General features: G+C 73.7%; 18 protein-coding genes and 1 tRNA gene. 9 read left to right on the forward strand and 10 right to left on the reverse strand.

Annotation, left to right across the window (positions count from 1 at the left end):
- Positions 1 to 4 precede the first annotated feature (4 nt).
- Positions 5 to 340 (reverse strand): hypothetical protein, encoded by a 336-nt coding sequence (locus ACWFR1_RS04235; protein WP_453546267.1) that lies wholly within the window; start codon positions 338 to 340, stop codon positions 5 to 7.
- Between the two features lie 472 nt (positions 341 to 812).
- Here ACWFR1_RS04235 and ACWFR1_RS04240 point away from each other — a divergent pair, with 472 nt between their 5' ends.
- Entirely contained in the window at positions 813 to 1,409 is a 597-nt protein-coding gene (locus ACWFR1_RS04240) for a DUF317 domain-containing protein (protein WP_453546269.1), read from the forward strand.
- A 189-nt stretch (positions 1,410 to 1,598) separates the two neighbouring features.
- On the opposite strand, the gene ACWFR1_RS04245 is transcribed toward ACWFR1_RS04240, so the two are convergent.
- Positions 1,599 to 1,671: transfer RNA gene (locus tag ACWFR1_RS04245), tRNA-Arg, on the reverse strand.
- A gap of 303 nt (positions 1,672 to 1,974) precedes the next feature.
- Between ACWFR1_RS04245 and ACWFR1_RS04250 the strand changes: the two genes are divergently transcribed.
- The 7 genes from ACWFR1_RS04250 to ACWFR1_RS04280 all read left to right on the forward strand — a co-directional run bounded on the left by ACWFR1_RS04250 (position 1,975) and on the right by ACWFR1_RS04280 (position 10,914).
- Entirely contained in the window at positions 1,975 to 3,591 is a 1,617-nt protein-coding gene (locus ACWFR1_RS04250; protein WP_453546272.1) for a dynamin family protein, read from the forward strand.
- A gap of 1 nt (position 3,592) precedes the next feature.
- Complete coding sequence (locus tag ACWFR1_RS04255; protein ID WP_453546274.1) at positions 3,593 to 5,407, forward strand: GTPase; 1,815 nt, start codon at positions 3,593 to 3,595, stop codon at positions 5,405 to 5,407.
- Between the two features lie 265 nt (positions 5,408 to 5,672).
- On the forward strand, positions 5,673 to 6,131 hold the full coding sequence (locus ACWFR1_RS04260) for a single-stranded DNA-binding protein (protein WP_453546275.1): 459 nt from the start codon (positions 5,673 to 5,675) through the stop codon (positions 6,129 to 6,131).
- Positions 6,132 to 6,355: 224 nt separating this feature from the next.
- Positions 6,356 to 7,810 carry a Cys-Gln thioester bond-forming surface protein gene (locus tag ACWFR1_RS04265; protein WP_453546277.1) on the forward strand — a complete coding sequence of 485 codons (1,455 nt, stop codon included), beginning with the start codon at positions 6,356 to 6,358 and terminating at the stop codon, positions 7,808 to 7,810.
- Positions 7,811 to 8,150: 340 nt separating this feature from the next.
- On the forward strand, positions 8,151 to 9,815 hold the full coding sequence (gene ettA, locus ACWFR1_RS04270; protein ID WP_453546279.1) for an energy-dependent translational throttle protein EttA: 1,665 nt from the start codon (positions 8,151 to 8,153) through the stop codon (positions 9,813 to 9,815).
- A gap of 5 nt (positions 9,816 to 9,820) precedes the next feature.
- Entirely contained in the window at positions 9,821 to 10,246 is a 426-nt protein-coding gene (locus ACWFR1_RS04275; RefSeq protein ID WP_453546281.1) for an acyl-CoA thioesterase, read from the forward strand.
- Positions 10,243 to 10,914: a hypothetical protein gene (locus ACWFR1_RS04280; RefSeq protein ID WP_453546283.1), complete on the forward strand. Its 672-nt coding sequence runs from the start codon at positions 10,243 to 10,245 to the stop codon at positions 10,912 to 10,914. Before ACWFR1_RS04275 ends, ACWFR1_RS04280 begins: the two co-directional genes overlap by 4 nt.
- Before the next feature lie 63 nt (positions 10,915 to 10,977).
- Here the strand turns inward: ACWFR1_RS04280 and ACWFR1_RS04285 are convergent, their stop codons facing one another.
- From ACWFR1_RS04285 to ACWFR1_RS04305, 5 genes are all read right to left on the reverse strand, one after another.
- Positions 10,978 to 11,652: a hypothetical protein gene (locus ACWFR1_RS04285; RefSeq protein ID WP_453546285.1), complete on the reverse strand. Its 675-nt coding sequence runs from the start codon at positions 11,650 to 11,652 to the stop codon at positions 10,978 to 10,980.
- A gap of 56 nt (positions 11,653 to 11,708) precedes the next feature.
- Positions 11,709 to 12,680 carry an ABC transporter ATP-binding protein gene (locus ACWFR1_RS04290; protein ID WP_453546288.1) on the reverse strand — a complete coding sequence of 324 codons (972 nt, stop codon included), beginning with the start codon at positions 12,678 to 12,680 and terminating at the stop codon, positions 11,709 to 11,711.
- Positions 12,677 to 15,586 carry an FtsX-like permease family protein gene (locus ACWFR1_RS04295; RefSeq protein ID WP_453546290.1) on the reverse strand — a complete coding sequence of 970 codons (2,910 nt, stop codon included), beginning with the start codon at positions 15,584 to 15,586 and terminating at the stop codon, positions 12,677 to 12,679. Before ACWFR1_RS04295 ends, ACWFR1_RS04290 begins: the two co-directional genes overlap by 4 nt.
- Positions 15,586 to 19,029 (reverse strand): ABC transporter permease, encoded by a 3,444-nt coding sequence (locus tag ACWFR1_RS04300; RefSeq protein ID WP_453546293.1) that lies wholly within the window; start codon positions 19,027 to 19,029, stop codon positions 15,586 to 15,588. The genes ACWFR1_RS04295 and ACWFR1_RS04300 overlap by 1 nt, the downstream gene beginning before the upstream one ends.
- A 229-nt stretch (positions 19,030 to 19,258) precedes the next feature.
- Positions 19,259 to 19,663: a globin gene (locus ACWFR1_RS04305; RefSeq protein WP_055643412.1), complete on the reverse strand. Its 405-nt coding sequence runs from the start codon at positions 19,661 to 19,663 to the stop codon at positions 19,259 to 19,261.
- Between the two features lie 119 nt (positions 19,664 to 19,782).
- Here ACWFR1_RS04305 and ACWFR1_RS04310 point away from each other — a divergent pair, with 119 nt between their 5' ends.
- A complete protein-coding gene (locus ACWFR1_RS04310) occupies positions 19,783 to 20,757 on the forward strand; it encodes a methyltransferase domain-containing protein (RefSeq protein WP_453546296.1) in 975 nt (324 codons plus the stop codon).
- A 56-nt stretch (positions 20,758 to 20,813) separates the two neighbouring features.
- Here the strand turns inward: ACWFR1_RS04310 and ACWFR1_RS04315 are convergent, their stop codons facing one another.
- The 3 genes from ACWFR1_RS04315 to ACWFR1_RS04325 are packed head-to-tail and all read right to left on the reverse strand — an operon-like array spanning position 20,814 to position 25,034.
- Positions 20,814 to 22,091 (reverse strand): FHA domain-containing protein, encoded by a 1,278-nt coding sequence (locus tag ACWFR1_RS04315; protein ID WP_453546298.1) that lies wholly within the window; start codon positions 22,089 to 22,091, stop codon positions 20,814 to 20,816.
- Between the two features lie 42 nt (positions 22,092 to 22,133).
- Complete coding sequence (locus ACWFR1_RS04320; protein WP_453546300.1) at positions 22,134 to 23,468, reverse strand: vWA domain-containing protein; 1,335 nt, start codon at positions 23,466 to 23,468, stop codon at positions 22,134 to 22,136.
- A gap of 60 nt (positions 23,469 to 23,528) precedes the next feature.
- The gene (locus tag ACWFR1_RS04325; RefSeq protein WP_453546302.1) at positions 23,529 to 25,034 is read right to left on the reverse strand and encodes a protein phosphatase 2C domain-containing protein; all 1,506 of its coding nucleotides are present in this window, start codon (positions 25,032 to 25,034) and stop codon (positions 23,529 to 23,531) included.
- Position 25,035 lies beyond the last annotated feature (1 nt).

The following is a 25,035-nucleotide window of genomic DNA, read 5'->3' on the forward strand; positions in this document are numbered from 1 at the left end:
ACGATCAAAGCGACGGGACGAAAGTCGCCGACTGGTCAAGCAGGAAGGGGGAGCCGGACGCGGCAGGCTCCCAGCCCTGCGCCAGTGCCTCTTTGATACTGGCGGCAACATGATCCGGCCTGACGGGCTCCGCTTCAACGCCCAGCCAGTTACTGGGGTGCGGTTGGCCAGTGGCAACAACCAACGTCCTGCCTGGGCGGTCGTCGTCGGCGAGTTCGACGGCGTAGGCCAAAGGCGTCCAGCACAGTCCCTGCATGTAGGACGGCTTCCGGCGGATCCGCCAGCGGTAGGCGGCCCCGTCGACTGTGATCCGCCGAGAACCCTTCTTGTTCAGCGCCATCAGGCCCCCTCTCCTGCTCTCGGACTGTAATGCCCTGCCACCGGCCTGTCCCCGTAGATCCTGGCTGCGATGGCGACCTTCCTCCCGAAAGGTGAGCGCCCCGAACCGCGACTCTCTCGGAGACCGCGCAGGTGTCATCGATGTGGCATCGGATCTGAGGGTGTGCCGCGGGATTTGAGACCCCACAGCTGTCAAAGGACACCAGTTCGCCGGAGGCAGACGAGGAAGAGCGCCAAGGGGCTGATTACGGCCCCACGGCCATGTCAACGTAGACGACCGCCCAGAACCTCGATCTTATGGAGGCGCCCTGCACCCGTACCGCTTCAGCAAACCCTCTCTCCCGGACCCGCTGTACTGGGTCACCCCTCGCCATCTGGCAGGCGACGACGATGCTCTCGCCGACCAGGTGGGAGCGGCCCTCGCCTCCGCAGGCTGGCGCATGTGGCCGACAGCCCGCGACACCCTTCTCTATGTGAGCCCGAACGAACTGTGCGGTGCCGAGTGGACACGCGCAGCCTGTCCGTTCGAACTGGGAGACCTCCCGGTGGCCTGGCAGATCTCAGTCCGGTCGCATCCCACCAGTGCGCTGGCGGAGTGGAACGCGTACTTCACCGCCGGCATCCCGTACGAAGCGCTGACCGACTTCCTGCTAGCGCTCGACGCCCGCCGGGAACCCTCCTCTTTCTTTGATGGACCCGAGACCGTCCTCGCGGCGGTCTGCGCTCAGGGGTGGGTTCGCGACATCGACCGCCCCCGCACCGCCGCCCTCGCCCCTGGCTTGTCCGCCGGCGTCTCGCTGGAGGAGGTGCCACCGCTCGTGCGCGATGCCGATCCGCGGCCCGGACAGCTCGGATGGCAGGCGTGGGCCGAGCCTGTCGTCGGGGACCCGTACCTGTGGTGCGCCAGCTTCAGCGCCGGCGTGCCGCACGACCTGGCCGCGATCTTCGCTCACTCGCTTGCCGCGCCCCACCCCGTGCCCCGGTCCACCCTCCCGGCGGGAGTCGAGGGGCGGCTCACCGTCATCCAGCAGGGGGGTGATCGACAGAGGAGAGCACGCCGGTCGGAGTGAGGCAGGGCAGCGGGCGATCTCAAAACTTCGGGAAGTTTTCGGGAAAACCAGCCGCCAGAGGCCGCCTCTGACCGGTTTCAGCCGGACGGATCCAGCCATCCGAGGCTCTCTCCCTGGCACCCCCACCCCGGGCTGAAAACAGGCCCCGACCAGCAAAAAGACCCTCCCGAAGGAGGGTCTTCCGTCGTGCGCCCCCGGCAGGACTCGAACCTGCGGCCAAGTGCTTAGAAGGCACCTGCTCTATCCACTGAGCTACGGGGGCCGGGTGGTGGCCGTGTGGCCTGGAGGCCCTGGTGGGTGGGGTGTGGCCTGCCGGGACAAGGATAGGGCTCCGATCGCCTTGGCCCGGTTGCTTCACCTGCGTGGCACGATGTGGAGGTTCGGTGAAGCGGAACGATAATCGCAGGCAGGTGCGATTCGCGCAGCGCTTTTCGCGCCGCTCGGGGCGGGTGTTGTGCACTCGTTATGCCTGCGGTCCCGGCCACCCATCCCTTCTCTCGGCGCGCAGGGCGGCTATACGCTTCAAAAACACTCATAAATTGGGCATTCTTCGCATGTGGTGACCTTGGACGAACGGCCTCAGCTGATCGACGCACTCTCCGCCCTGCGCGACCGTGTCGCCGCCGTGCGTCTCCCACTGCCCCTCCCCGGCGCATCACGCGCCCGGCAGACCCGGGCCGAGCTCCTCGCTCAGCTCGACGACTATCTGGTGCCCCGCCTGAAGGATCCCGACGCTCCTCTCCTCGCCGTCGTCGGCGGCTCCACCGGAGCCGGGAAGTCCACCCTCGTCAACTCCCTTGTGGGTCGGCGCGTCAGCGAGTCGGGGGTGCTCAGGCCCACCACCCGTACCCCCGTGCTCGTCTGCCACCCCGAGGACCACCACTGGTTCGCCGGCATGCGCGTCCTCCCGCAGCTCACCCGTGTCTGGCTGCCCCAGGCCGACGAGGGCCACTCCACCGACGAGCCGCCGGAGGAGAACGCCCTGCGGGTCGAGACCGCCGCCTCCCTGCCCCGGGGGCTCGCCCTCCTCGACGCGCCCGACATCGACTCCCTCGTCGTCGAGAACCGCCTCCTCGCCGCCGAGTTGATCTGCGCCGCCGACATCTGGGTGATGGTCACCACCGCCTCGCGGTACGCCGACGCCGTCCCCTGGCACCTGCTCCGTACCGCCAAGGAGTACGACGCCACCCTCGTCACCGTCCTCGACCGCGTCCCGCACCAGGTGATCGGCGAGGTCTCCCGCCAGTACGAGGCGCTCCTCGACAAGGCGGGCCTCGGCGACGTGCCCCGCTTCACCATCCCCGAGCTGCCCGAGTCCACGGACGGCGGCAGCGGACTCCTGCCCGACAGCGCCGTCGCCCCGCTGCGCGCCTGGCTCGCCCACCGCGCCGAGGACCCCGCCGCCCGGCAGCAGGCCCTCGACCGGACCGCCACCGGGGTCATCGACTCCCTCGACGCCCGGCTGCCCGAGCTGGCCGGCGCGGTCGCCGCCCAGTACGCCTCCGCCGTCCGGCTCGGCGGCGCCGTCGAGGCCGCCTACCGCGAGCAGGGCAAGCGGGTGCGGCAGCAGCTGGGCCGCGGCGCCGTCCTCGCCGGCGACGCCCGCGCCCGCTGGCGCGCGTACCCCCGGGACAGCACCGCCGACGAACTCCTCGACGCCCTCGCCGAATCCCTCGCCGCCCTCCTGCACTGCGCGGTGGCCGCCGCCGAGGAGCGCGTACGCGACGCCTGGCAGCGCGACCCCGCCGCCGAAGCCCTCGGCCCGCCCCGGACCGGCGGCGACCGGGAGGCGGGGGAGCGGACCGGCGTGGAGGTACGCCGCTGGCGCCGCGTCCTCGAAGAACTGGCCGAGGACGAGGTACGGAACGTCGAGCGGCCCTCCGGGTCCCGCGCCTCCCGCACCGCCGTCCCCGAGGCCGACACCGTCGCCGCCCTCCTCGCCGCCTCCCTCCTCGGCGGCCGGCGCGCCCGGGCCGCCGGCGACCGCCTCGCCGAACTCCTCGGCGCCCAGGCCGCCCTGCGCCTGCGCGACAAGGGCGGCGCGCTGGTCCTCTCGTGCGTCGACCGCGTCCTGCACGCCGAGCGCGACCGGCGCCTCGCCCCCCTCGACGGCCTCGACGTGACCCCCGAGCCGCAGGCGGAGCTCATCGCCGCGCTCTCCGTACTGCAGAAGGAGAAGTGACGTGGTGGACGACGAACACGGTCGCGGTCGCGGGCGGGAATCCTGGGACGACGGGCTGATCGCGCGGCGCGCGAGCGAGCGGGCCGCCCTGGTGGAGGGCCCGGAGCGGGAAGCTCCGGAGGAGGACACGCTGCCGCCCCTCGGCGGGAACTACGGCGGCCCCCTCCGTACCCGCCTCGACGCCCTCCACGAGCTCGTCGGGCTCTCCCGTACGCGGGTGGAGAGCGAGGCCCTCGCCGAGGCCGGGCGCGTCCTCGACGAGGCCGCCGCCCGCCAACGGCTCTCCTCCCGGCACACCGTCATCGCCCTCGCCGGCGCCACCGGCAGCGGTAAGTCCACGCTCTTCAACGCCCTCGCCGGCGTCCCCGTCTCCGAGACCGGCCTGCGCCGCCCCACCACCTCCGCGCCCATCGCGCTCAGCTGGTCCGAGGGCGCCGCCGGACTCCTCGACCGGCTCGCCGTCCCCAGCCGGCTGCGCCGCCGCCCCCTCGCCGGCGGCGCGGCCGACGCCGACCTCCAGGGCCTCGTCCTCGTCGACCTCCCCGACCACGACTCGGCGGTCACCGCCCACCGCGACCAGGTCGACCGTGTCCTCGGCCTCGTCGACGCCGTCATCTGGGTCGTCGACCCCGAGAAGTACGCCGACGCCGCCCTCCACGAGCGCTACCTCCGCCCCCTCGCCGGACACGCCGAGGTCACCTTCGTCGTCCTCAACCAGATCGACCGGCTCGGCACCGAGGCCGCCGACCTCGTCCTCGACGACCTGCGCCGCCTCCTCGACGAGGACGGCGTGGCGCTCGGCGAGCACGGCGAGCCCGGCGCCACCGTCCTCGCCGTCTCCGCGCTGAGCGGCGAGGGCGTCCCCGAACTGCGTGAACTCGTCGGCCGGTTCGTTCAGGAACGGACCGCGCCCGAGCGCCGCCTCGCCGCCGACCTCGACGCCGCCGCCGTCAAACTGCGCCCCGCGTACCTCGCCGACGGCCGCTCCGGCCTCGACGAGCGTGCCCGCGGGGAGTTCGCCGACCGGCTCGCGGTCGCCGTCGGCGCCCAGGCCGCGGGCGAGGCCGCCGAGCGCGTCTGGCGCCGGGGAGCCATCCGCGCCTGCGGTACGCCCTGGCTGCGGCTCTACCGCTGGTACGAGCGGCTGCGCGCGCACGGCTCCACCGACCCGCGCCTCGACTCGCCCGTCGAGGACGAACTGACGGCCCGCCAGCGCGTCGAACAGGCGGTACGGATCGTCGCCGACGAGGCCTCGTGCGGGCTCCCCACCCCATGGGCGCAGGCCGTGCGGGAGGCGGCCGCGCGCGGGGCCGAGGGGCTGCCGGAGGCCCTGGACGAGCTGACCGCGAGCATGGGCGACCCGGCCGCCCGGCCGCCCCGGCCCGCCTGGTGGCCCGCCGCCGTGCTCGCGCAGGCCGTGATGACGCTCCTGCAGATCTTCGGCGCGCTGTGGCTGCTGGGCCAGATCGTCGGCGTCGTGCAGCCGGGACTCCTTCCGCCGGTCCTCGTGATGATCGGCGGCATCGTCGGCGGTCCCCTCGTCGAATGGGCCTGCGAGGGCGCCGTGAAGGGCCCCGCCCGGCGGTACGGGCAGGAGGCCGAGCGCCGGCTGCGGGAGGCGGCCGCGGCCTGCGGCCGGGCCCGGGTGCTCGACCCGGTGGCGGCGGAGCTGATGCGCTACCGGGAGGTGCGCGAGCAGTACGCGACGGTGGTCGGCACCGGCCCCGGCGCCCGGCCCTCGGCCCGGGTCGTCGGCGGGATCCGGTCCGGCGCGTCGCGGCTGGGGGCGACGCGGACGAGCGTACGGGGGAGGTAGCGCCGCGCCTGCCTTGCCGGGCCTGGCTCCTTCCTGCCGGGTGAGGAAGTCGTCCCCGGGTGAGGGAGCTCCGCTGCCTTGCAGGCCCGACTCCTTTTCTTCTGGGTGAGGTAGCGCCGCCGCTGCCTCACCGGACCCCGCTCCCTCCCTTCCGGGTGAGGGAGTTGTCCCCAGTCCGCCGGTTGTCCACAGGGCTCGGCGGGAGCCTGCCCACCGCCCCCACCATGGTGCCGACCGAGAGAAACGCACAGGTGGGGGCGGAACCATGAACGACACGACCGTGACGCTCGTCGGCAACGTGGCGACGGCGGTGGAGTACCGGGAGACGGCCGGAGGCGGGGTCGCGCGGTTCCGCTTCGCGGTGACCGCGCGGCGCTGGGACCGGGAGCGGGCGCTCTGGACCGACGGGAACACCAGCTTCTACACGGTGTCGGCCTGGCGGTCGCTCGGGGCCAATCTCGCGGCCTCGGTCTCCGTCGGGGAACCGCTCGTGGTGCACGGCCGGTTGAGGGTCCGGGAGGACGAGCGCGACGGGCAGCGCAAGACCTTCGTGGACGTGGACGCACTGGCCGTGGGGCACGATCTGACGCGGGGTACGGCGGCCTTCCGGCGTACGGCGCGGGCGGAGCCGGGGCCACGGCCCGAGCCGGAACCGACCCTCGTCGAGGCACCCGACCAGGACCCGTGGACGGCGGCCACGAAGCAGCTGGTGACCGCTCCCTGACCATGTGTGGTGGGGATTTGTCGACCAACTCGCCGAAGGGATAACGATTCTGAGTCGGAATGGTTATCTGAACGTATGGCAGGGCACCGGGGGGTTCCGCGTCCATAGGATTCCCGGGTACTCATGTGGCACGTGAGCCCATCGAGTCTGTGAATCTGCTGGCGTGCGCTCCCCCCACGCGAATCGACCAAGTTCGCGGAGCGGCCCGCCCGGAGGGGAATGCAATGTTTTCAGTTCGTGGGCGGGGTGCTGCCCGCCTGGCCGCCGCGACCCTGGTGTCCGGCCTCGTCGCGGTCGGAGCGATAGCGACCGCCGGTCCGGCGCTGGCCGATGAGCCCGCCCCGGGTACCGGTGGCGCGACGGCGAAGCTCGGCAACATCGTCGAGGGCGGTGACGTCAAGATCGTCGAGAAGGACGGCACCGAGCGGCCGAAGCCGGTCGGTGGCGGTCTCTTCACGATGGAGGTCGAGGGTGGGGGAACCATCTCGACCTACTGCATCGACTTCCACACCGAGGCGCGGCACGAGTACCGCTACAAGGAGGTCGGCTGGAGCGAGTCCTCCCTGCACAACAACAAGGACGCGGGCAAGATCCTCTGGATCCTGGAGAACGCCTACCCGAAGTTCTCCGCCGAGGCCCTCGGCGAGAAGCTCGGTGTCGACCTCTCCAAGGACGAGGCCGCCGCGGGTACGCAGGCCGCGATCTGGAAGTTCTCCGACGGCGTCGAGGCCACGCCCGTGGACGCCGACGCCAACGAGCTGACCAAGTACCTGGTCAAGAACGTGCAGGACCTCAAGGAGCCCACGGCCTCCCTGAGCCTGTCCCCGTCCTCCGTCGCCGGCAAGGCCGGTGACCGCATCGGTCCGATCACCGTCGCCACCAACGGCGAGCCCACGATCGCGATCGCCCCGGGAGCCCCCGCCGGCGTCAAGGTCGTCGACGCCGCGGGCAAGCCCGTCACCAAGGCCAAGGACGGCGACAAGGTCTTCTTCGACGTTCCCGCCGGCACCGCCGACGGCAGCGCCGAGCTGACCGCCGCGACCACCACCAAGGTCCCGCTGGGCCGCGCCTTCGTCTCCCTCGACGGCCCCTCGCAGACCCTGATCCTGGCCGGCTCCAGCGACTCCACCGTCACCGCCAAGGCCTCCGCGACCTGGGCGAAGAAGGGTGCCGTCCCGGCCGTCACGGTCGCGAAGGACTGCGCCAAGGGCGGCCTGGAGATCAGCGCCTCCAACAAGGGCGACGAGGACTGGACCTTCGAGCTGAAGGGCGCCTCGTACACGATCGCCGCCGGTGAGACGAAGACCGTGACGGTCCCGATCGGCGAGGACGAGGCGTACAAGTTCACGATCAAGGGTCCGAACTTCGAGGAGACCTTCGAGGGCGTCCTGGACTGCAAGACGGCCACCCCCGGCCCGCAGCCCTCGGAGACCCCCTCCACGGAGCCTTCGACCGAGCCGTCGGGGACCCCTTCCGCGCAGCCCTCGACGGAGACCCCGTCGGCCACCCCGTCGACGCCGGCCCCGGCCGGTGACACCGCGGGCACCGGTGGCGGCGACCTCGCCGAGACCGGCAGCTCCAACGCGACCCCGATGATCGCCGGCATCGCCGCCGTCCTCGTCGTGATCGGTGGAGCCGCGGTGTTCGTCCTCCGCAAGAAGAAGACCGCCGGTAACTGACGGCGACAGCCGGTAGCCGACTCCAGGGAGTGATCCGCGTCACACGCGCCTCGCTCCCTGGAGTTCGACACGGCCGCTGTACGGCCCCTGTACGGCCCTGGTGCGCATCCGCGCCGGGCGCCGCGCGGGGGCCGTCGCACGTCCGGGGCCCCTCCACCCCTCCAGAAGGCCCTCCAGGCCGTCCTCCGGGGCCCCCGCCCGGGCCGCTCCCGTACGCCGCCCCGACCCCGTCTCCGCTTCCGTTCCGCCCTCGCGCCGGTCTTACCGGTTTCCGCCTGAGGGTGGCGGTCAGGCAAGATGGGGTGTATCTGCCCACTCACTCCTTGCCGGACGGTTTCTCTTGGCTGAGTTCATCTACACCATGCGCAAGGCGCGTAAAGCGCACGGCGACAAGGTGATTCTCGACGACGTCTTCCTGAACTTCCTGCCCGGCGCCAAGATCGGTGTGGTGGGTCCGAACGGTGCCGGTAAGTCCACCGTTCTGAAGATCATGGCCGGGATCGAGCAGCCGTCCAACGGTGACGCGTTCCTCTCGCCCGGCTACAGCGTCGGCATCCTCATGCAGGAGCCGAAGCTCGACGAGTCGAAGACCGTCCTGGAGAACGTGCAGGACGGCGCCGCCGAGCAGATGAGCAAGCTCAAGCGCTTCAACGAGGTGGCCGAGCTCATGGCCACCGACTACAGCGACGCGCTGATGGAGGAGATGGGCAAGCTCCAGGAGGACCTCGACCACTCCAACGCCTGGGACCTCGACGCCCAGCTGGAGCAGGCCATGGACGCCCTGGGCTGCCCGCCCGGCGACTGGCCGGTCACCAACCTCTCCGGTGGCGAGAAGCGCCGTGTCGCGCTCTGCAAGCTGCTCATCGAGGCCCCGGACCTGCTCCTCCTCGACGAGCCCACCAACCACCTCGACGCCGAGTCGGTGAACTGGCTGGAGCAGCACCTCTCGAAGTACGCGGGCGCCGTGGTGGCCGTCACCCACGACCGTTACTTCCTGAACAACGTCGCCGAGTGGATCCTGGAGCTCGACCGCGGTCGCGCGATCCCCTACGAGGGCAACTACTCGACCTACCTCGACAAGAAGGCCACCCGCCTCAAGGTCGAGGGCAAGAAGGACGAGAAGCGCGCCAAGCGCCTCAAGGAAGAGCTGGAGTGGGTGCGGTCCAACGCCAAGGGGCGTCAGACCAAGTCCAAGGCCCGTCTCGCCCGCTACGAGGAGATGGCGGCCGAGGCCGACAAGATGCGGAAGCTGGACTTCGAGGAGATCCAGATCCCGCCGGGCCCGCGTCTGGGCTCCATCGTCGTCGAGGTCGAGAACCTCTCCAAGGCCTTCGGTGACAAGGTCCTCATCGACGACCTGAGCTTCACCCTGCCCCGTAACGGCATCGTCGGCGTCATCGGCCCGAACGGCGCCGGCAAGACCACGCTCTTCAAGATGATCCAGGGTCTGGAGACCCCGGACTCCGGCTCCATCAAGGTCGGCGAGACCGTCAAGATCTCGTACGTCGACCAGAGCCGTGCCAACATCGACCCCAAGAAGACGCTGTGGGCCGTCGTCTCCGACGAGCTGGACTACATCAACGTCGGCCACGTCGAGATGCCGTCCCGCGCCTACGTCAGCGCCTTCGGCTTCAAGGGCCCGGACCAGCAGAAGCCCGCGGGCGTGCTGTCCGGCGGTGAGCGCAACCGCCTCAACCTGGCGCTCACCCTCAAGGAGGGCGGCAACCTGCTGCTCCTCGACGAGCCCACCAACGACCTCGACGTCGAGACCCTGTCGTCGCTGGAGAACGCCCTCCTGGAGTTCCCCGGTGCCGCTGTCGTGATCTCCCACGACCGCTGGTTCCTGGACCGGGTCGCCACGCACATCCTCGCGTACGAGGGTGAGTCGAAGTGGTACTGGTTCGAGGGCAACTTCGAGTCGTACGAGAAGAACAAGATCGAGCGCCTGGGCGCCGAGGCGGCCCGCCCGCACCGTGCCACGTACAAGAAGCTGGCCCGAGGCTGAGTTCAGTGGCCAGGCACCTCTACCGCTGTCCCCTGCGCTGGTCGGACATGGACGCCTTCGGGCACGTCAACAACGTCGTCTTCCTGCGGTACCTGGAAGAGGCGCGCATCGACTTCATGTTCCGGCTGGCGCCGGGGGACGGTTCCCCCTCGTTCTCCGGCGGGTCCGTCGTGGCCCGGCACGAGATCGACTACAAGCGGCCGCTGGTCCACCGGCACGAGCCGGTGACCATCGAGTCGTGGGTCACGAAGATAGGCGCGGCGTCGCTGACGATCGCGTACGAGGTCAAGGACGCGGACGTCGTGTACGTCCGGGCGTCCACGGTCGTCGTGCCCTTCGACCTGGAGGCCCAGCGCCCGCGGCGGATCACCGCCGAGGAGCGGAGCTTCCTGGAGGAGTACGTGGACGACGGGATGAACTCCGCCGCATGACCGTCCTCGCGCCGCTGCACTTCGCCGACGCCCGGGAGGCGGCGGCCCTCGCCGCCTTCCTGGGCCGGCTGGTCCACTACGACCGGGCCGCGGCCGTCCGCCTCCAGGCGGGCGGCGGGGCGCTGGCCGTCTTCGGCCGGCCGCCGTCCTTCGAGGTGCTCGCGATCCGTACGGCCCGGCTCGTCGACGCCGTCGACCTGGACGCCACCGTCTCCGCCGGCGAGCTCCTCGAAGGCATCGAGGAGTCGGCCGGCAAGGCCGTCGTCCCGGACTCCGTCACCGGCCCGCCCTGGGCGGGCGTACTGCCGCCCCGGTCCGGCTGGCAGCCGGTCGCCGGGCTGCCGTCCGCCGCCGAGATGCGGGGCGCGGTCGCCGCGGCCGTCGCCGAGTTCCGCGCGCGCGACGAAGAGCTCCCCGAGGAGCGGCGCACCCGGGCCGAGCGTGACCGTATCGGCCACGCGATCTGGTCCCGGACCCTCGGCACCACCGGACTGCCCCTGCGGGCCGTGCACGCCGCCCAGTCGCTCGGCTTCCTGCCGCCGGGCCAGGACGACGCGCCGATCGTGCTCTTCGCCTCCGGCCCGTGGCTCCGGCTGCGCACCCCGTACGGCTCGATCGCCCTCCGCACCGCCGCACCGATGTCCCTCACGGTCACCCCGGGCCGATGACGGACGTGGCCGTCGAGCCCGCCCAACCCGTGGACCTCTAGGGCGTGCTGCCCGCGGGGGAGATCACGTCCTGCGGGGAGACCGGCGTCGAGGTTCCTCTTCCGGTCGGTTCCAGTGCGCGTTCACCCGTCTCGCCCCCGCCGTGGCCGCCGTCAGCGCGATCACCGCCAGGAGTCCCGGGAGCCACGGCGAGCTGGAGCCCTCCACGGCCGGGTCGACCCTCCGCCGCGGGTCGAAGGCCACCCGGATCGTCCCGCCGTCCGGTGCGAGCCGGCTGTCCTCCGCCAGGGTCGTCGGGTAGCCGCCCGGGCAGCGCAGCGTGTGGTGGTGGAGCGTGGTGTCGAGGCCGCCGTCGAAGATCGCTTCCTTGTGTTCCCCGGTGACCTTCACGACGACGCACTCGGCGACCGCCCCACGCGCGGCCGCCTGGTCCGCGGCGGCGGCCGTCAGCAGCAGTCCGCCGACCAGCGCGACCGCGCCGAAGAAGCCCGCGTTCCCGGTGACCAGCAGGAAGTACGCCACTCCCGCCGCGAGAACGGCCGCCCCGCCGACCGAGACGGCGACCGCCGTGGACGGCGCCGACACGCCCCCGAAGCACCAGACCGCCCATGCGGCGAGGGCGAGCGCGCAGGTCGCGGGCAGGAACATCGCCGCCCGGGCCCGGCCCGCCTTCCTCGCCCGGCCCGCCCGCGTCTCTCGTATCGGCTTCCCTGATGTCCTCGGTGGTCTTGATGGCATGGACATCCCCCCCCCGGGGAAGGGACGTCCCGCAGCTCTCCCCGGTTTCGCCGGTGTCAGTGCTCCGCGTCGTCCGGCCAGACCCCGATGTGGTCCTGCTCCAGCTCCAGGGCCACCCGGTGCTCCATCCCGAGCGCCTGCGTGTAGTCCGACGGGAGCTGGAGCCGGCCCGCGCGGTCCAGCATCGCGTACTCCCGCGCCACCAACGACTCCTGGCCCTGCTCGTCGACCTCCGTGCGGCGCAGCACCTCCGAGGAGGTGCGGCCGTCACGGATGGCGACCGTGCGGCGGACCTCGGAGGCGACCGCCTGGTCGTGGGTGACGATGACGATCGTCGTGCCCAGCTCCTCGTTGGCGCGGCGGAAGGCCGCGAAGACCTGCTCGCCGGTGGCCGAGTCCAGCTCGCCGGTGGGCTCGTCGGCGAGCAGGACGGACGGGTTGTTGGCGAGGGCGACCGCGATCGCGACCCGCTGCTGCTGCCCGCCGGAGAGCTGGTGCGGCCGCCGGTCACGGACATCCGCGATGCCCAGCATCGAGAGGAGCTCCTCGGCCCGCTCGGCCTTCCGCTTCGTCCGGCCCCGCAACTGCATCGGCAGCGCCACGTTCTGAGTGGCCGTCAGGTACGGGAGGAGGTTGCGGGCGGTCTGCTGCCAGACGAAGCCGACGACCTCGCGGCGGTAGCGGAGCCGCGCCTTGCCGTCCATCGCGAGCAGGTCGCACCCGGCGACGCTCGCCGAGCCGGCCGTCGGCACGTCGAGGCCCGCCAGGATGTTCATCAGCGTCGACTTCCCGGAGCCCGAAGCGCCGACGAGGGCCATCAACTCCCCCTCCTTCACCAGGAGATCGAGGCCCTGGAGCGCCTGCACCTCCACCCCGTCCGTGGTGAAGATCCGGACGAGCCGGTCGCAGGCGATGAGCGCGTCATGCCCGTACGAGGGCCGGTCGCGGCGCGCCGTCGCCCGCCGCTCCAGCTCCTCCAGGGTGGTGCCCGACGGGGCGGTGGTGAGGGTCGTACCGGTCTTCGTCATCGTGCGTCTCCTGCCCTCAGTTCCTTGATCGAGCCCCTGCGCCCCGCCCACCACGCCTGCCCCGCCGCCGCCAGTCCCGTCAGGACGACGACGCCGAGCGCGGGCAGGACCAGGGACCAGGGATCCGCCCGCAGTGGGGCGCTGTCCAGTGGGGCGAAGCCCGGTGCCGTCGCGAGCGCGAGCCGGAACAGGTCGATGCCCGGGGCGAGCAGCGGCACCGTCGCCCAGCCGACGAGCATGCCGCCGAGCGCGGCGAGGACCGCCTGCGGCAGCGCTTCGAGGCCGAGGAGCCGGCGGCCCTGCTTCCGGGTCAGGCCCATCGTCCGCAGCCGGGCGAGGAGCTTGGTCCGTTCCGGCGCGTTCTGCATCAGGGCGAGGAGCACCGCCACGACCGCGTAGGCGGCGCCCGCGCCGATGGCCGCCGCGTAGATCCGCTCGGCGCCCGTCTGGAGCGGCGAGTCGATGTAGGTGGAGCGCAGTTCGGTGCGGAGCGTCACGACGAAGTCGTCGGACTTCGCCGTCACGGCGGCGCGCAGGGCCGCCCCGTCGAGCGCTCCGTCCGCCGCCCTGCCCGTGACGAGCAGTGCGGTGGGCTGCGGGTGGGTCAGGTCGTCGGCGTTGACGAGGAGGAAGTCCTCCCCGGTGAGGGCCGGGGTGGTCGACCGGACCGCGACGACCTTCACCCGGAACACCCCGGCCGCCGCCACGATCTCCAGCGGCTCGCTGCCGAGCCGCTCGGCGACGGAGGGCGAGGCGATCGCGGGCAGGACCCGCTCGGTGTCCGCGACGGCGTCCTTGCCGCCCTTCCCGGTCGAGGCGAGCAGCTCGGACGGGAACGGGCCGAAGCCGGTCCGGCCGGCGAGGCGGGTGTACGAGCCGGGCTCGACGCCGACGAGCGGCGCGCTCATCGGCAGGGCGGCGGTGCCCTGGAAGGACGGCATCGCCACCCCGTACTCGATCTGGATCGGGGCCAGGTCCCGTACCCCCGCCGTACCGCGCACCGCCTCCGTGAGCCCGGGCGGCAGCGGCGTCCACTCGACCGAGCCGTCGACGCGGGCGTCCGCGCCGGTCGCGAGGAGCGCGGCCCGGTCGCGGGCGTCGGCGACCCCGGCGAGGACCGAGCCGCCGAACGCGGCCGTGGTCAGCGCGAGGACCAGTGCGAGGAGCGGCAGCGCGCCCGTCGAGGACGAGCGTCCGGCCCTGGCCAGGGCCAGCGGCCCGACGGCCCCGCGCAGCCGGCGGGCAGGCCGGGCCAGCCACCGCAGCGGCAGCGGATAGATCCGTACGAGGACGAGCGCGGCGATCACGCCGACGAGCACCGGGGCGGCGCTCACCAGATGGTCGCCGGAGTCGTCGGTGCCGCGCAGCCGCAGCGAGGCGACGGCGCCCACGGCGAGGACGAGCAGGGTGAGTTCGGTGACCGTGCGGCGCCGGGAGGGCCGGGCGGTGAGGAGGTCGTCGCGGCCGCCGTGCAGGCGCGGGCGGCGGTGCAGGACGACGGCCCGCAGCGGCAGGACGAGCGTCGCGAGGAGCGCGACGAGGGCGGCGGCCAGGATCGAGGGGCCGAGGGGGATCCCCGCGGCGGCCTCGGCCGCGGCTCCCGGGTCCGCTCCGGATCCGGCTCCGGCGGGACCGCCCGTCACCTCCGGGGGCCGTACGGTCCACACCGCCAGGACCAGGCCGAGCGCGGCGGCCGGTGCGGCCACCGCCGCGGTCTCGCCGAGCAGGCGCAGCCCGATGCCGGTCAGCGAGGCGCCGCGCGAGCGCAGCAGCGCCAGTTCGCTGTCCCGGCGGGCGGCGAAGAGGCCGCCGGTCATCGCGACGACGACGGCCGCGACCGCGCCGATCCCGAAGACGGCGACGGCCACGACGGGGTTGATCGCCTCGCGCATCGAGCGGAAGGAGCCGACGATCTCGTCGAGCTTGGTGGTGAGCGCGCCGGTGTTCCCCATGACCTGGCGCATCGCGACCAGGTCGGGTCCGGCGCTCGCCGAGCCGAGCGCGGCGTCGAGCCGGTCGACGTCCCGCGCGGTGAGGTGACCCGCCGTGGGCATGTACCGCCAGTAGGCCTCCGGCTCACCGGTGGTGGAGAGGGTCACGGGCGCCGAGGCGGGGGAGAGGAGCAGGGCCCCCTGCCAGTAGTACTTCACCTCGTCGCCGACGACCGGGGTGAGCGCCGGGGTGTGCAGCAGCGGCTCCACCGCCCAGTACGCGGACTCGAGGCCGCGCGGCGCCACGATGCCGGTGACCGTCACGGCGACGGGCTCCGCGTTCACCACGCCGGGCACGTGCACGACCGAACCGGGCTTGATGCCGAGCGACTTCGCCGTCGCCTCGGTGACCACGGCCTCCGGGGCGCGCGCCGATCCGGCGGGCAGGCGGCCCTTCCGTACCGTCGCGTGGGCGGGCAGGTCGGACGGGGAGGAGAGCACGAGCTCGGGGGACAGGCCGTCGGGCCGGGGCAGCCACCTGTCGAGCCCGTCGATCCGCTTGACCGTACGGATGCCGTGGACGGTCTGCTCGGGGTCGGTCCGCAGCGGCTCGGGGAGCAGGGAGCGGAGCGTGTCCCGCTTGTTCAGGAGGGCGGAGGGGGCCAGGGCCGCCTCGCGCTGTGCGAGCGGGCCTGACAGGCCGCCCGGCTGGGTCAGTTCGATGACGCTGTTGCGGGGCGCGGCGGCCTCGATCTCGTGCCGCAGGCCCTCCGTCTCGTACGCGTCGACGGCGCGCGGGAGCGCGGCGGCGAGGTAGACGGTGACCAGTACGAGGAGGGCGAGGGAGGCGGCTGCCCAGGGTGCGGTCCGCAGCCGGGTCCGTACCCACGGCGCCACGGCGCGAGCGGGCTTGCCGGACCGGGCGGGCCGTTCGGACCGGGGCATGTCGGTGTTCTCCCTGCGTGCGGCGGTCATCAGTTGTCCCCCTGGTGGCGCAGGGTCACGGCCGGGTCGGTGCGGCGCAGCGCGATCGCCGCGACGATCGCCAGCGGCAGCGCGGCCACACCGGTGATGAGCAGCGCCACCTGGCCGAGGGGAAGTTCCACCAGGACCGGGGGCACGGGCCGGGTGGCCTGGCCGGTGAGGACGACGAGGGGGACGACGGCCCGGGCCAGGACCGCGCCGAGCCCGATGCCGACGAGCAGGCCGACGGCGATGAGCACGCCCTGCTCGGCGGCGATCAGCCGGGCGAGGCGGCGCTGCGGGGTGCCGAGCGCCCGCAACACCCCGAACTCCGCGGACCGTTCCCGCATCGCACCGGCGGAGCCGACGGCGAAGCCGACCGCGGCGAGCGCGGCGGCGGCGGCCGCCACCGCCATCAGGGCGGCGTTGGGTCCGGCGCCGAGCGGGTCGCCGAGCAGGTCGGCGGCGGTCTCGTCGCGTACGAGGATCTGTGCGGGGTCCGCGCTCGGGCGGGCCCGCAGGGCCGCGGCGACCTCGTCGGACCGGCCGGGCGCGACGGTCAGCCACCACTCGCTCGCGGGCACGCTCGCGGTCTCGTCGGCCGCCAGATAGCGGTTGGCCGAGGCCAGGTCGACGAGGATCGCGCCGCCGTCCTCAGGGGTGGCGACGGGTGTGGTGGCGGAGGCCACCTGGGCGCCGGGGCCGGTGGTCGGCAGCTCCTTGACCACGCGGGCGACGGTGATGCCGACCGGCTTGCCGCCGAGGGTGATCTCCAGCTGGTCCCCGGGCTTGGCGCCTGTCGCCGCCAGATAGGTCTCGGTGACCACGGCCGGCAGCCGGGCGGGCGCCTTCGGCCCGGGGGCGGTCAGCCGGACGGTGTACTCCTCGGTCACGACGAACCTGGCCCCCAGCTCCTTGCCGCTGATCGTGTAGGCGAGGGAGTACGGCGCGGGCCGGCCGCCGGGCCCCGCGGCGCCGGGACGGCCGGTCACGGGGACGGCGAGCCGGGGTTCGCCGTTCAGGGTCTGCTCGGCGGCGTAGGCCCAGTCGGCGAGGATCCGTCCCGGCGCGTGCGTCCGCTCGGCGCCGTCCTGTCCGACGGTGGTGAAGCGCTCGACGTGCAGGGTCAGCGGGTGCTTCTCGCCGTCGTCGACCTCGCCGATGAGCTCCAGGCCGGTGAGGGTGAGCAGCCCGCCGGACCCCTTGTCGTCCGTGGCGCCCGAGTCGCCCGGGGCACCGGACCCGCCGGTCAGGGCGCCGAGGTCGAGGGTCAGCCGGTGCGTGCGGCCGTCGGAGGGCAGCACGCCCACGAGCAGCCGGTACGGGATGCCGTTCGGGTCCTCCAGGACGACGGTGAGCCGGGCCTCGGAGGTGCGGGCCGCCGCGACGGTGCGCAGGTCGATGCCGAGCGTCCGGGTGCCGGCGGGCACGGGGAGCCCGGGACGGGTACCGGCCTGGGGGGCGAGCGGAGCGAGGAGCGAGGCGGCGGGGGTGGACGGAGCGGAGGTAGCGGAGGAAGCGGAGGCAGAGGGAGAAGCGGAGGAAGCGGGGGAGGTGCCGGCGAGATCGGGGCGGAGCAGCAGTCCGCCCGCGGCCGCGCGGGTGTCGACGGCCAGGACGATCGCGTTCTTCCCGGCGACGTCCGTCGAGGCGCGGTGCACCGGGGCCACGGCCGTGACACCGGGCACGGCGGCCAGCCGCTGGGTCTGCGTCGGCTCGCCGGGACCGGCGGCCAGGACGCGGACATCCGCACCGGACCGGAAGTCGGCCTGGTCCCGCTGCGAACGATCCCAGGAGTTGCTCTGCGCGATGGCCAGCATGCCCATCGCCACGGCCAGGACGAGAAGGAGTACGGGCCCCGCGCCGCGCAGCGGCCGCCGGCTGAACTGCCAGCCGGCGAGGGCGGCGGAGAGACCGCGCCCGCTCGCCGCGCGCCGCTCGGCCAGCTTGGCGGCGGGCGGCAGCAGACGCAGGGTCAGGACAGTCCCTGCGAGCAGGGCGAGGGCGGGCGCGGCGACGAGCACCGGGTCCACGGAGCCCCCGCCGTCCGCGCCCGCCCCGAGGGTCGCGCCGGTGGCGTCGGGCCGCTGCAACTGCCAGTAGGCGACGGCGGCGACGGCCAGCAGCCCGATGTCAGCCCCGGCCCGAACGGAAGCGGGCAAGGTGCCCGAGCGGGTCTTGCGCAGGGAGACGGCGGCGCCGTCCCCGGCGGCGAGCGCGGGAGCCACGACGGCCGCCGCGCAGCACAGCGCCACCGCGGCGGCGGCCAGCCAGACCTGGAGGGACGGCGTCGTGTCGAGCCGTACCCCGAGTGAGGAGAGCGCGGACCGCTCGGTGAAGAGCCGGGTCAGCGGGCCGGTCAGGAGCGGGGCGGCGATCGCCGCGGGCAGCGCGAGCAGCAGCGCCTCGACGGCGGCGAGCCCGGTGATCCGGCGCCGCGAACCGCCGCGGGCCCGCAGCAGCGCCGTCTCCCCGGAGCGCTCGGTGCTGAGCAGTCGGGCCACGAGCAGCAGCGCGTACGCGGCGAGCAGCACCAGCTGCACGGCCACGATGAGGAGGGTCGAGCGGGAGACGACGAGCGCCCGCTGGGTCTGCTCCAGGACGGTCGGGAGCGCGGTGGTCGCGGCGATCGTCGTCCCGAACGGCCCGGTGTCGGAGGCCAGTTCCTTCGGCCCCTCGGTCGCCGAGACGCGCAGGGCGTCCATCCCGCCGGTCGTGAGGCCGCTGAAGTCGGCGGTGCCGAGCCAGGACGTGTCCCCGGTGCTGAGCGCTCCGGAGGCGGGGACGGCCGGGTCGACGAAGAGCGGCCCGTACGTCGTGAACGCGACCGTCCGCACGCCGCGGCCACCGGCCTGGTCGAGCTGCCAGTACGGGTCGGCGGTGTCGACGGGCCGGTAGACGCCGGTGATCCGGGTCTTCACCACCTTGCCCTCGGTGAGCCGGTCGCCGAGGGCGAGCACGGTCCCGGGCGCGACCCGGAGGCGCCGGGCGGCCTCCTCGGGGATCGCCGTCTCGACGACGCCGCCGGTGCGGGCGGCCGAGGGCCAGGCGCCGCGGACGAGCGAGAGCCGCGAGCGGTCGAGGGCGGCGAAGCGGGCGAGGTCCGGGTCGCCCTTGCGGGCGGCGGGTGGCTGAAGAGCGCGGGGCAGCGCGTACGGCCCGGAGCGTTCGAGCCGCCGTACGGTCACCGGCAGCCCGTCGAAGGTCTTCCGCGCCCCCTCGCGCACCGCCGCGTCGGCACTGGCCCGCTTCGCGGCGTCCACCTGCCCGGTCACGACCAGCGAAGCGGCGGGCGCCGACCGCCCCTGGAGCCCCGCCTGGAGCGCCGCGTCCCCGATGGTGGAGGAGAAGGCGGCGAGCGTGGCCAGCACGGTGGTGGTCAGCAGTACGGCGAGCAGCGCCGCGGCCAACAGCAGCCGGTGAGCCCTGACACGCAGGAATACGAACCCCGTCACCCATCCCCCTGGAACCCTGAACCGCTCCGCGCACGCCGAACGCCGCCGAGAGTTCTCCGAAAGTCCTTCGAGTCCCCCCGGACTTCCCCTGGACTCTTTCAGAGTGCACGTACGGCTGGAAACCGCTTACGGACCGACCTTGATGCGATCGTGACCGTTATTCGGCGTTCCGTCTCCGGAATGTGTCCGTCCAGGGGGTGGCGGTGAGGGTGTGGGGTATGAAGGTCCGTCAGCCGGCCGTGTTCACCATCGAGGCCGCCGCGTAGGTGAGGTAGCGCCACAGCTCCGCCTCGTGCTCGGGGGCGAGGGCGAGGTCGTCCAGGGCGGCGCGCATATGGCGGAGCCAGGCGTCGTGCGCCTCCTGGTCCACGGTGAACGGCGCGTGGCGCATCCGGAGACGGGGGTGGCCGCGGTGGTCGCTGTAGGTGCGGGGGCCGCCCCAGTACTGCATCAGGAAGAGCGCGAGGCGCTCCTCCGCCGGGCCGAGGTCCTCCTCGGGGTACATCGGGCGCAGCAGCGGGTCCGCCGCGACGCCCTCGTAGAAGCGGTGGACCAGGCGGCGGAAGGTCTCCTCGCCGCCGACCTGCTCGTAGAAGGTCTGCTCCTGCGTCGTTTCCCCGGGAATCTCGTTCACCGTTCCATCGTCTCAGATGACCCGGCCGAGGACCGGAGGCCTAGGCCTGTCCGGAGCCTGTCCGACCCGTACCCGTACGGGCGCTCGCTCGGGGGCCCGGGCGGCGGGAGAGTGGAGGCATGGGTGGTGAACCGTGGGGCGAGTTCGCCGGGGCCGGCGCGCGGGAGCGACGGGCGCTCGTGCGGCGGATCGAGGCGGAGGGCGAGCTGTCCGACCCCGCCTGGCGGGCCGCCTTCGCCGAGGTCCCGCGCCACCTCTTCGTCCCCTCCTACTACGTCCCCGGGACCGGCGGCTACGAGCGGCTCTGGGCCGGCGACCCCGATCCCGCCCGGCGCGAGCGCTGGCTGCGCGGGGCGTACGCGGACACGGCGATCGCCACCCGCGTACGCGACGGGGAGCTGGTCTCCTCCGCGAGCCAGCCGTCCCTGATGGCGCTCATGCTCCACGCCCTGGACGTGCGCGACGGGGACGACGTCCTGGAGATCGGCGCCGGTACGGGCTACCACGCGGCGCTGCTCTGCCACCGGCTCGGCGAGGAGCACGTCACCACCGTCGACCTCGACGAGGAGATCGCCGAGTCCGCCAGGACCCATCTCGCCGCCGCCGGATACCGGCCGGCGGTGCTCGCCGCCGACGGCGCCAGGGGCTGCCCCGACCACGCGCCCTACGACCGGATCGTCGCGACCTGCGCGGTGCCCGCCGTCCCGTACCCCTGGCTCGCCCAGTGCCGGCCGGGCGCCCTGGTCCTCGCCCCGCTCTCCACCGGGCTGATCCTGCTGCGCGTGCACGACGGCACGCACGCGGAGGGGCGGTTCCTGGAGACCTCGGCGTACTTCGTGGCGCTGCGGGGCGTCGCCGCCCACGCCCCGGACAGTCGCGGCCCGCGCCACGGTCCCGCGGGGGACGACCGCTTCCGCTTCCTGAGCGGTCTCGTCGCCGAGGTCCTGGACAGACGCGAAGCGCTCTCGCTCTGGCTGCGCGAGGGGCGGCCGGGGCGGGAGCGCTTCGGGGTGACGGTCAGCGGCGACCGGCAGTGGGCCTGGCTGGACGAGCCCGGAGGCCCGTACGCCTGGCCCCTGCCGTCCGTCGGCTAGGGCCCGTCCTTCGGATCAGGCCGGGCTCGTCCCTGATCCCGCGGTCGAGGCGCGACCTAACCGCGGCGGATCGTGATCGTCGTCCAGGCGCCGACGTGGACGCGGTCGCCCTCCTGGAGCTGGACGGGGACGTAGGGCTGGATCGGCTCCTCGCCGCCGTTGACCGTGGTGCCGTTGGTGGAGTTCTGGTCCACCACCGCCCACGAGCCGTCCGGCTGCTGCACCAGCACGGCGTGCTGGTGCGAGACGCCCGGGTCCTCCGGCGGCACCGACAGGTCGATGTCGGGGGACTCGCCGGTGGAGTGCCGGCGGCGGCCGATGGAGATCTGGTTGCCCTGGAGCGGCAGGTGCTTGTCCGGCGAGTACGCGGGCAGGTTGAGGCCCGAGGCCTCCGGCCCGCTGCGGTGCATCATCGCCATGAAGTACTCACGGTCCGGTCCGATGACCGCGGTCCAGCCCAGGGGCGGCTGCGGCGGCTGGAACTGCTGCTGCTGCTGCGGTGGCTGCTGCTGGAACTGCTGCTGCGGGGGCGGCGGCGGTGCCTGGTGGTGCTGCTGCGGAGGCGGCGGGGCCTGCTGGAACTGCTGCTGCGGAGGCTGCGGGGGCTGCGGCTGCGACGGCGGGGACAGGACCCAGTCGTCGTCCGCGCGCGGCTGCGGCGGCGCGGGCGGGGCCGCGGCCTGGGCCGGGGCCTGCGGCGGCGGAGCCTGGAAGAACGAGGGCGGCGCCGACTGCTGCTGTACGGGCGGCTGCATGGGCTGCTGCTGTACGGGCTGCTGCTGCGCCGGCGGGCGGCGCTGCGGCGGGGCCTGGTGGTGCGTCGGCTCGGCGCCCAGCGGCTCGGCCGGACGGTTCACCTGCGAGGGCCGAGAGCCCTGGTACCCGAAGGGGTCCGGCTGCTGCTGCGGGGGCGGCGGCGGGGACTGGAAGCCGGGCGGCAGGTTCAGCCCGGGCGGCGGCCCGGACTGCTGCGGGGCCAGCGGGGTGTAGGAGGTCGCCGTGTTCGTGAGGAAGTTCCAGCGGCACTCCTCGCAGAACGGCGCCATGTGCTCACGCGGGGTACGGCACTGCGGGCAGAGCTCCGCCTGCGCGGTCGCGTTCGGATCGCCCCCGTGACCGAAGCCACCGGGAGCACCGTGGCCACCGGGAGCGCCGGGCGGCGGGCCCGTCGGGGGCTGACCGGGGCCGCCGGGGCCCGGATATCCGTACGCGGGCGGCGGCGGGGGAGGCGGCGGTACGGCACCCGCAGGCGCGCCCGCCCCGGCCATGCGGTGGCCGCAGACCTCGCACCAGTCGTCGGAGACCGACTGGTGACCGTTCGGGCAGGTCGGCATGTCGGTGCTTCCCCCTCTCGTCGTCCGGCCCGGCGGGCCGGGCTACCTCTTGACGCGAACGGTCTTGGTGGAGCGGGTCTCGAGTGTCATCTCGTCCGCTTCCGCGACCTTCGCCTTCAAACGCACAGTACCTGTCACCGCGTCGACGACGTCGACCACCTTCGAAAGGAGTTTCGCCGTATCCGCGTTGCCGGAGGCCGCCGCGAGCTGCACGGCGCGGCCCAGTTTCGCCGTCGCGCCGTCGTGATCGCCCGATTTGCGGGCATCGAGACCCTGCTGGATGACGTCCGCGAGCTCCGCCTGTCCCGTGTAGTGCGCGACCTGCGGATTGATCGACGTGGACATCACCAGGTCGTCCGTCCACACCGCCCGTACCAGCCCTTGAGACAGCGGCCGGGGGTCGCCGCCCGCCGGGTCCGGGGCGATCAGGGAGACCCGGGCGGCGAGCATCTCCTGGCCGATCGCGGCCTGCGGGACGCGCACGCTCACGTGGTAGTCGCGGGACTCGTCGCCCCACGAGCCCGTCGGGTAGTCCCCGGCGCGCGGCCCGGCCTCGGTGCGCCGGCCGGTCAGGTCCTCGACCGTCGGCGCCACCTGCTTCACGTACCCGATCTCCACCCCGACCGGCGTCCACAGGCGCAGTACGACGTCTGCGACGCCCTTGCCCATCGCCTGCTCCATCATCGCCGTGAAGTCGGTGGCGAGACCGGCCGGGTCGGCGACGATGTCGGCGGTGCCGAGGAGCGCCGAGGCGATGCCGGTGACCTCCTTGACCTCCCAGTCGGTGCCGACCCCGCGCGCGTCACAGGTGAACCGGCCCGCGCAGGCGTCCAGCGCGGCCCGCAGTTCCTCCGGCGCCTCGTGCTCGTTGCGGCCGTCGGTGAGCAGGATGCCGTGCCGGATGGCGAGGTCGGCGGAGGAGAGCAGCCGGTCCGCGAGGCGCAGCCAGGTGCCGATCGCCGTGCCGCCGCCGGCGGACAGGCCGCGTAGCGCGTCCTTGGCCTCGGCCCGGGTCCGGGAGTCGGCGACGGCGAGCCGGCCGTTCCCCGGGTAGACCTCCTTCGCCACGTGCGTGCCGGCGACGACGGCGAAGGAGGTGCCGTCGCGCAGGGTGTCGACGGCGGCGGCGGTCGCCTCACGGGCGCCGCGCATCTTGGTGGAGGGGTAGTCCATCGAGCCGGAGCAGTCGACCATGATCACCACACCGGCCGAACCGCCGCCCGCGTATCCGGAGACGCCGGTCGCGCCGCTGGTGCCGCCCCCGGTCGAGGTGACCGTGACGATGGCGCTGACCTCGCGGCCGCCCTCCGGCAGGAACTCGTTCTGGTACACGTCCACGGAGAACTGCGGCGCGGTCGGCTTGGAGAAGTTCGCCATCTGTTTCGGCTCCTCGGGCGACAACAGGGAAGGGAGTAAGAGGGGGCGACCGGTGACCGCTCAGGCGGATCCTGCCCCGGGGGGAGCGACGGTGAACGGCAGCAGCGCGACCGTGATGTTGTCGTGGCCCCCGCCGTCGAGGGCGTGCCCGACGAGGACCTGCGCGGCGCCCAGCGGGCGTCCGGCCGCGTCCGGCGGAAGGATCCTCGCCATGTCCTCGGCGCCCTCCGCGTAGTTCCAGAGCCCATCCGTGCAGACGACGACCACCCCGGAGCGGTCCGGCTTGAACGCGGCCGTGTGCGGGTCCAGTTCGTACGCGTCGGCGCCCAGCCAGCCGGTGATCGCGTGGGCGCGCTCGTCCGCGTACGCCTCGGCCTCGTTCATCAGGCCCGCCGCGACCATCTGGGCGGCCCACGAGTCGTCCTCGGTGAGCCGCGCGGACGGGGTGGTGCGGTCGTCAGGCACCCAGTAGACGCGGCTGTCGCCGACCCAGCCGACGACGAGCAGGCCGTCGGCGACGACGGAGCCGACGAGGGTGCAGGCCGGCGAGTTCCGGTGCGGGTCGTGCTCGGTGCCGTCCTGACCGGGCTCCTCCGCGAGGGAGTTGACGGCCTCGGCGGCGGCGACGATCGCCTCGCGCATCGCCTGCTGCGGGTGGATGCCACGGGGCAGCGCGGCGAGCAGCGAGGCGCCGGCCGCCCGCGCGGCGGCGGCGGAGGCCTCGTCGGGGCGGGTCGCCGAGGAGACGCCGTCGCAGACGATCGCGAGGGTGGCGGGGGAGCCGTCGGGGAGGGTCGTCACCGAGATGGCGAACGCGTCCTCGTTGCGGTGGTGGCGCAGTCCCCGGTCGCTGACGGCGGCGACGGTGTCGAACTCCTGCTCCATGTGGTCCCGCTCGCGCGGCTGCGCGTGCCCGCAGTTCTCGCAGTAGCCGTCGGTGTCCACCCGCCCGGCCCGGCAGGCCACGCACAACGCGGCAGCGGCGGCGAGGCCGGCAGCGGCGTCGGGTGCTTCCGCACCGGGTGCGGACGCCGACGGTTGGGCCGGGGCCGGGGCCGGGGCGGGGGCAGGGGCAGGGGCCGTAGCCGGAGCTTGGGCCGGAGCCTGGGCCTGGGCTTGCGCTTGGGCCGGGTTCTGGACCTGGGCACGGGCGGGTTCCACGGCCTGGGGCGGATCCACCTGGACCGCCGTACGGGGGTCGGGGGCGGCGAGCTCGAAGTCGCCGCCGGACGCGGGCGTGCCCCCGCCCGCCGGCACCGGGCCGTCCGTGCGGACCGCCATCGTGGGCAGGTCACGGCCGCCGGAGTCGGTGCCCGGCAGGTCGCCGGGGTGCTGGGTCGCCGTCGAGAGCGAACCCGCCTCCCGGGGCGGCGCGGCCGGCCAGGCCACCGGGGTGACGATCGCCATGGTCGGACGGTCCGGCTCCGCCTCGGCCGCCGGCACGGCCGACAGCTCGTAGCCGCACGCCCCGCAGAACCGGTCACCCGAGTCCAGCGGCTCCGAGCAGCCCGGGCAGGCGGCGAGTCCGTGCGACGGCTTCGGCTCCGGCTTCGGCTTCTGCGACATC

It is taken from the genome of Streptomyces sp. NPDC055103, assembly GCF_053607625.1.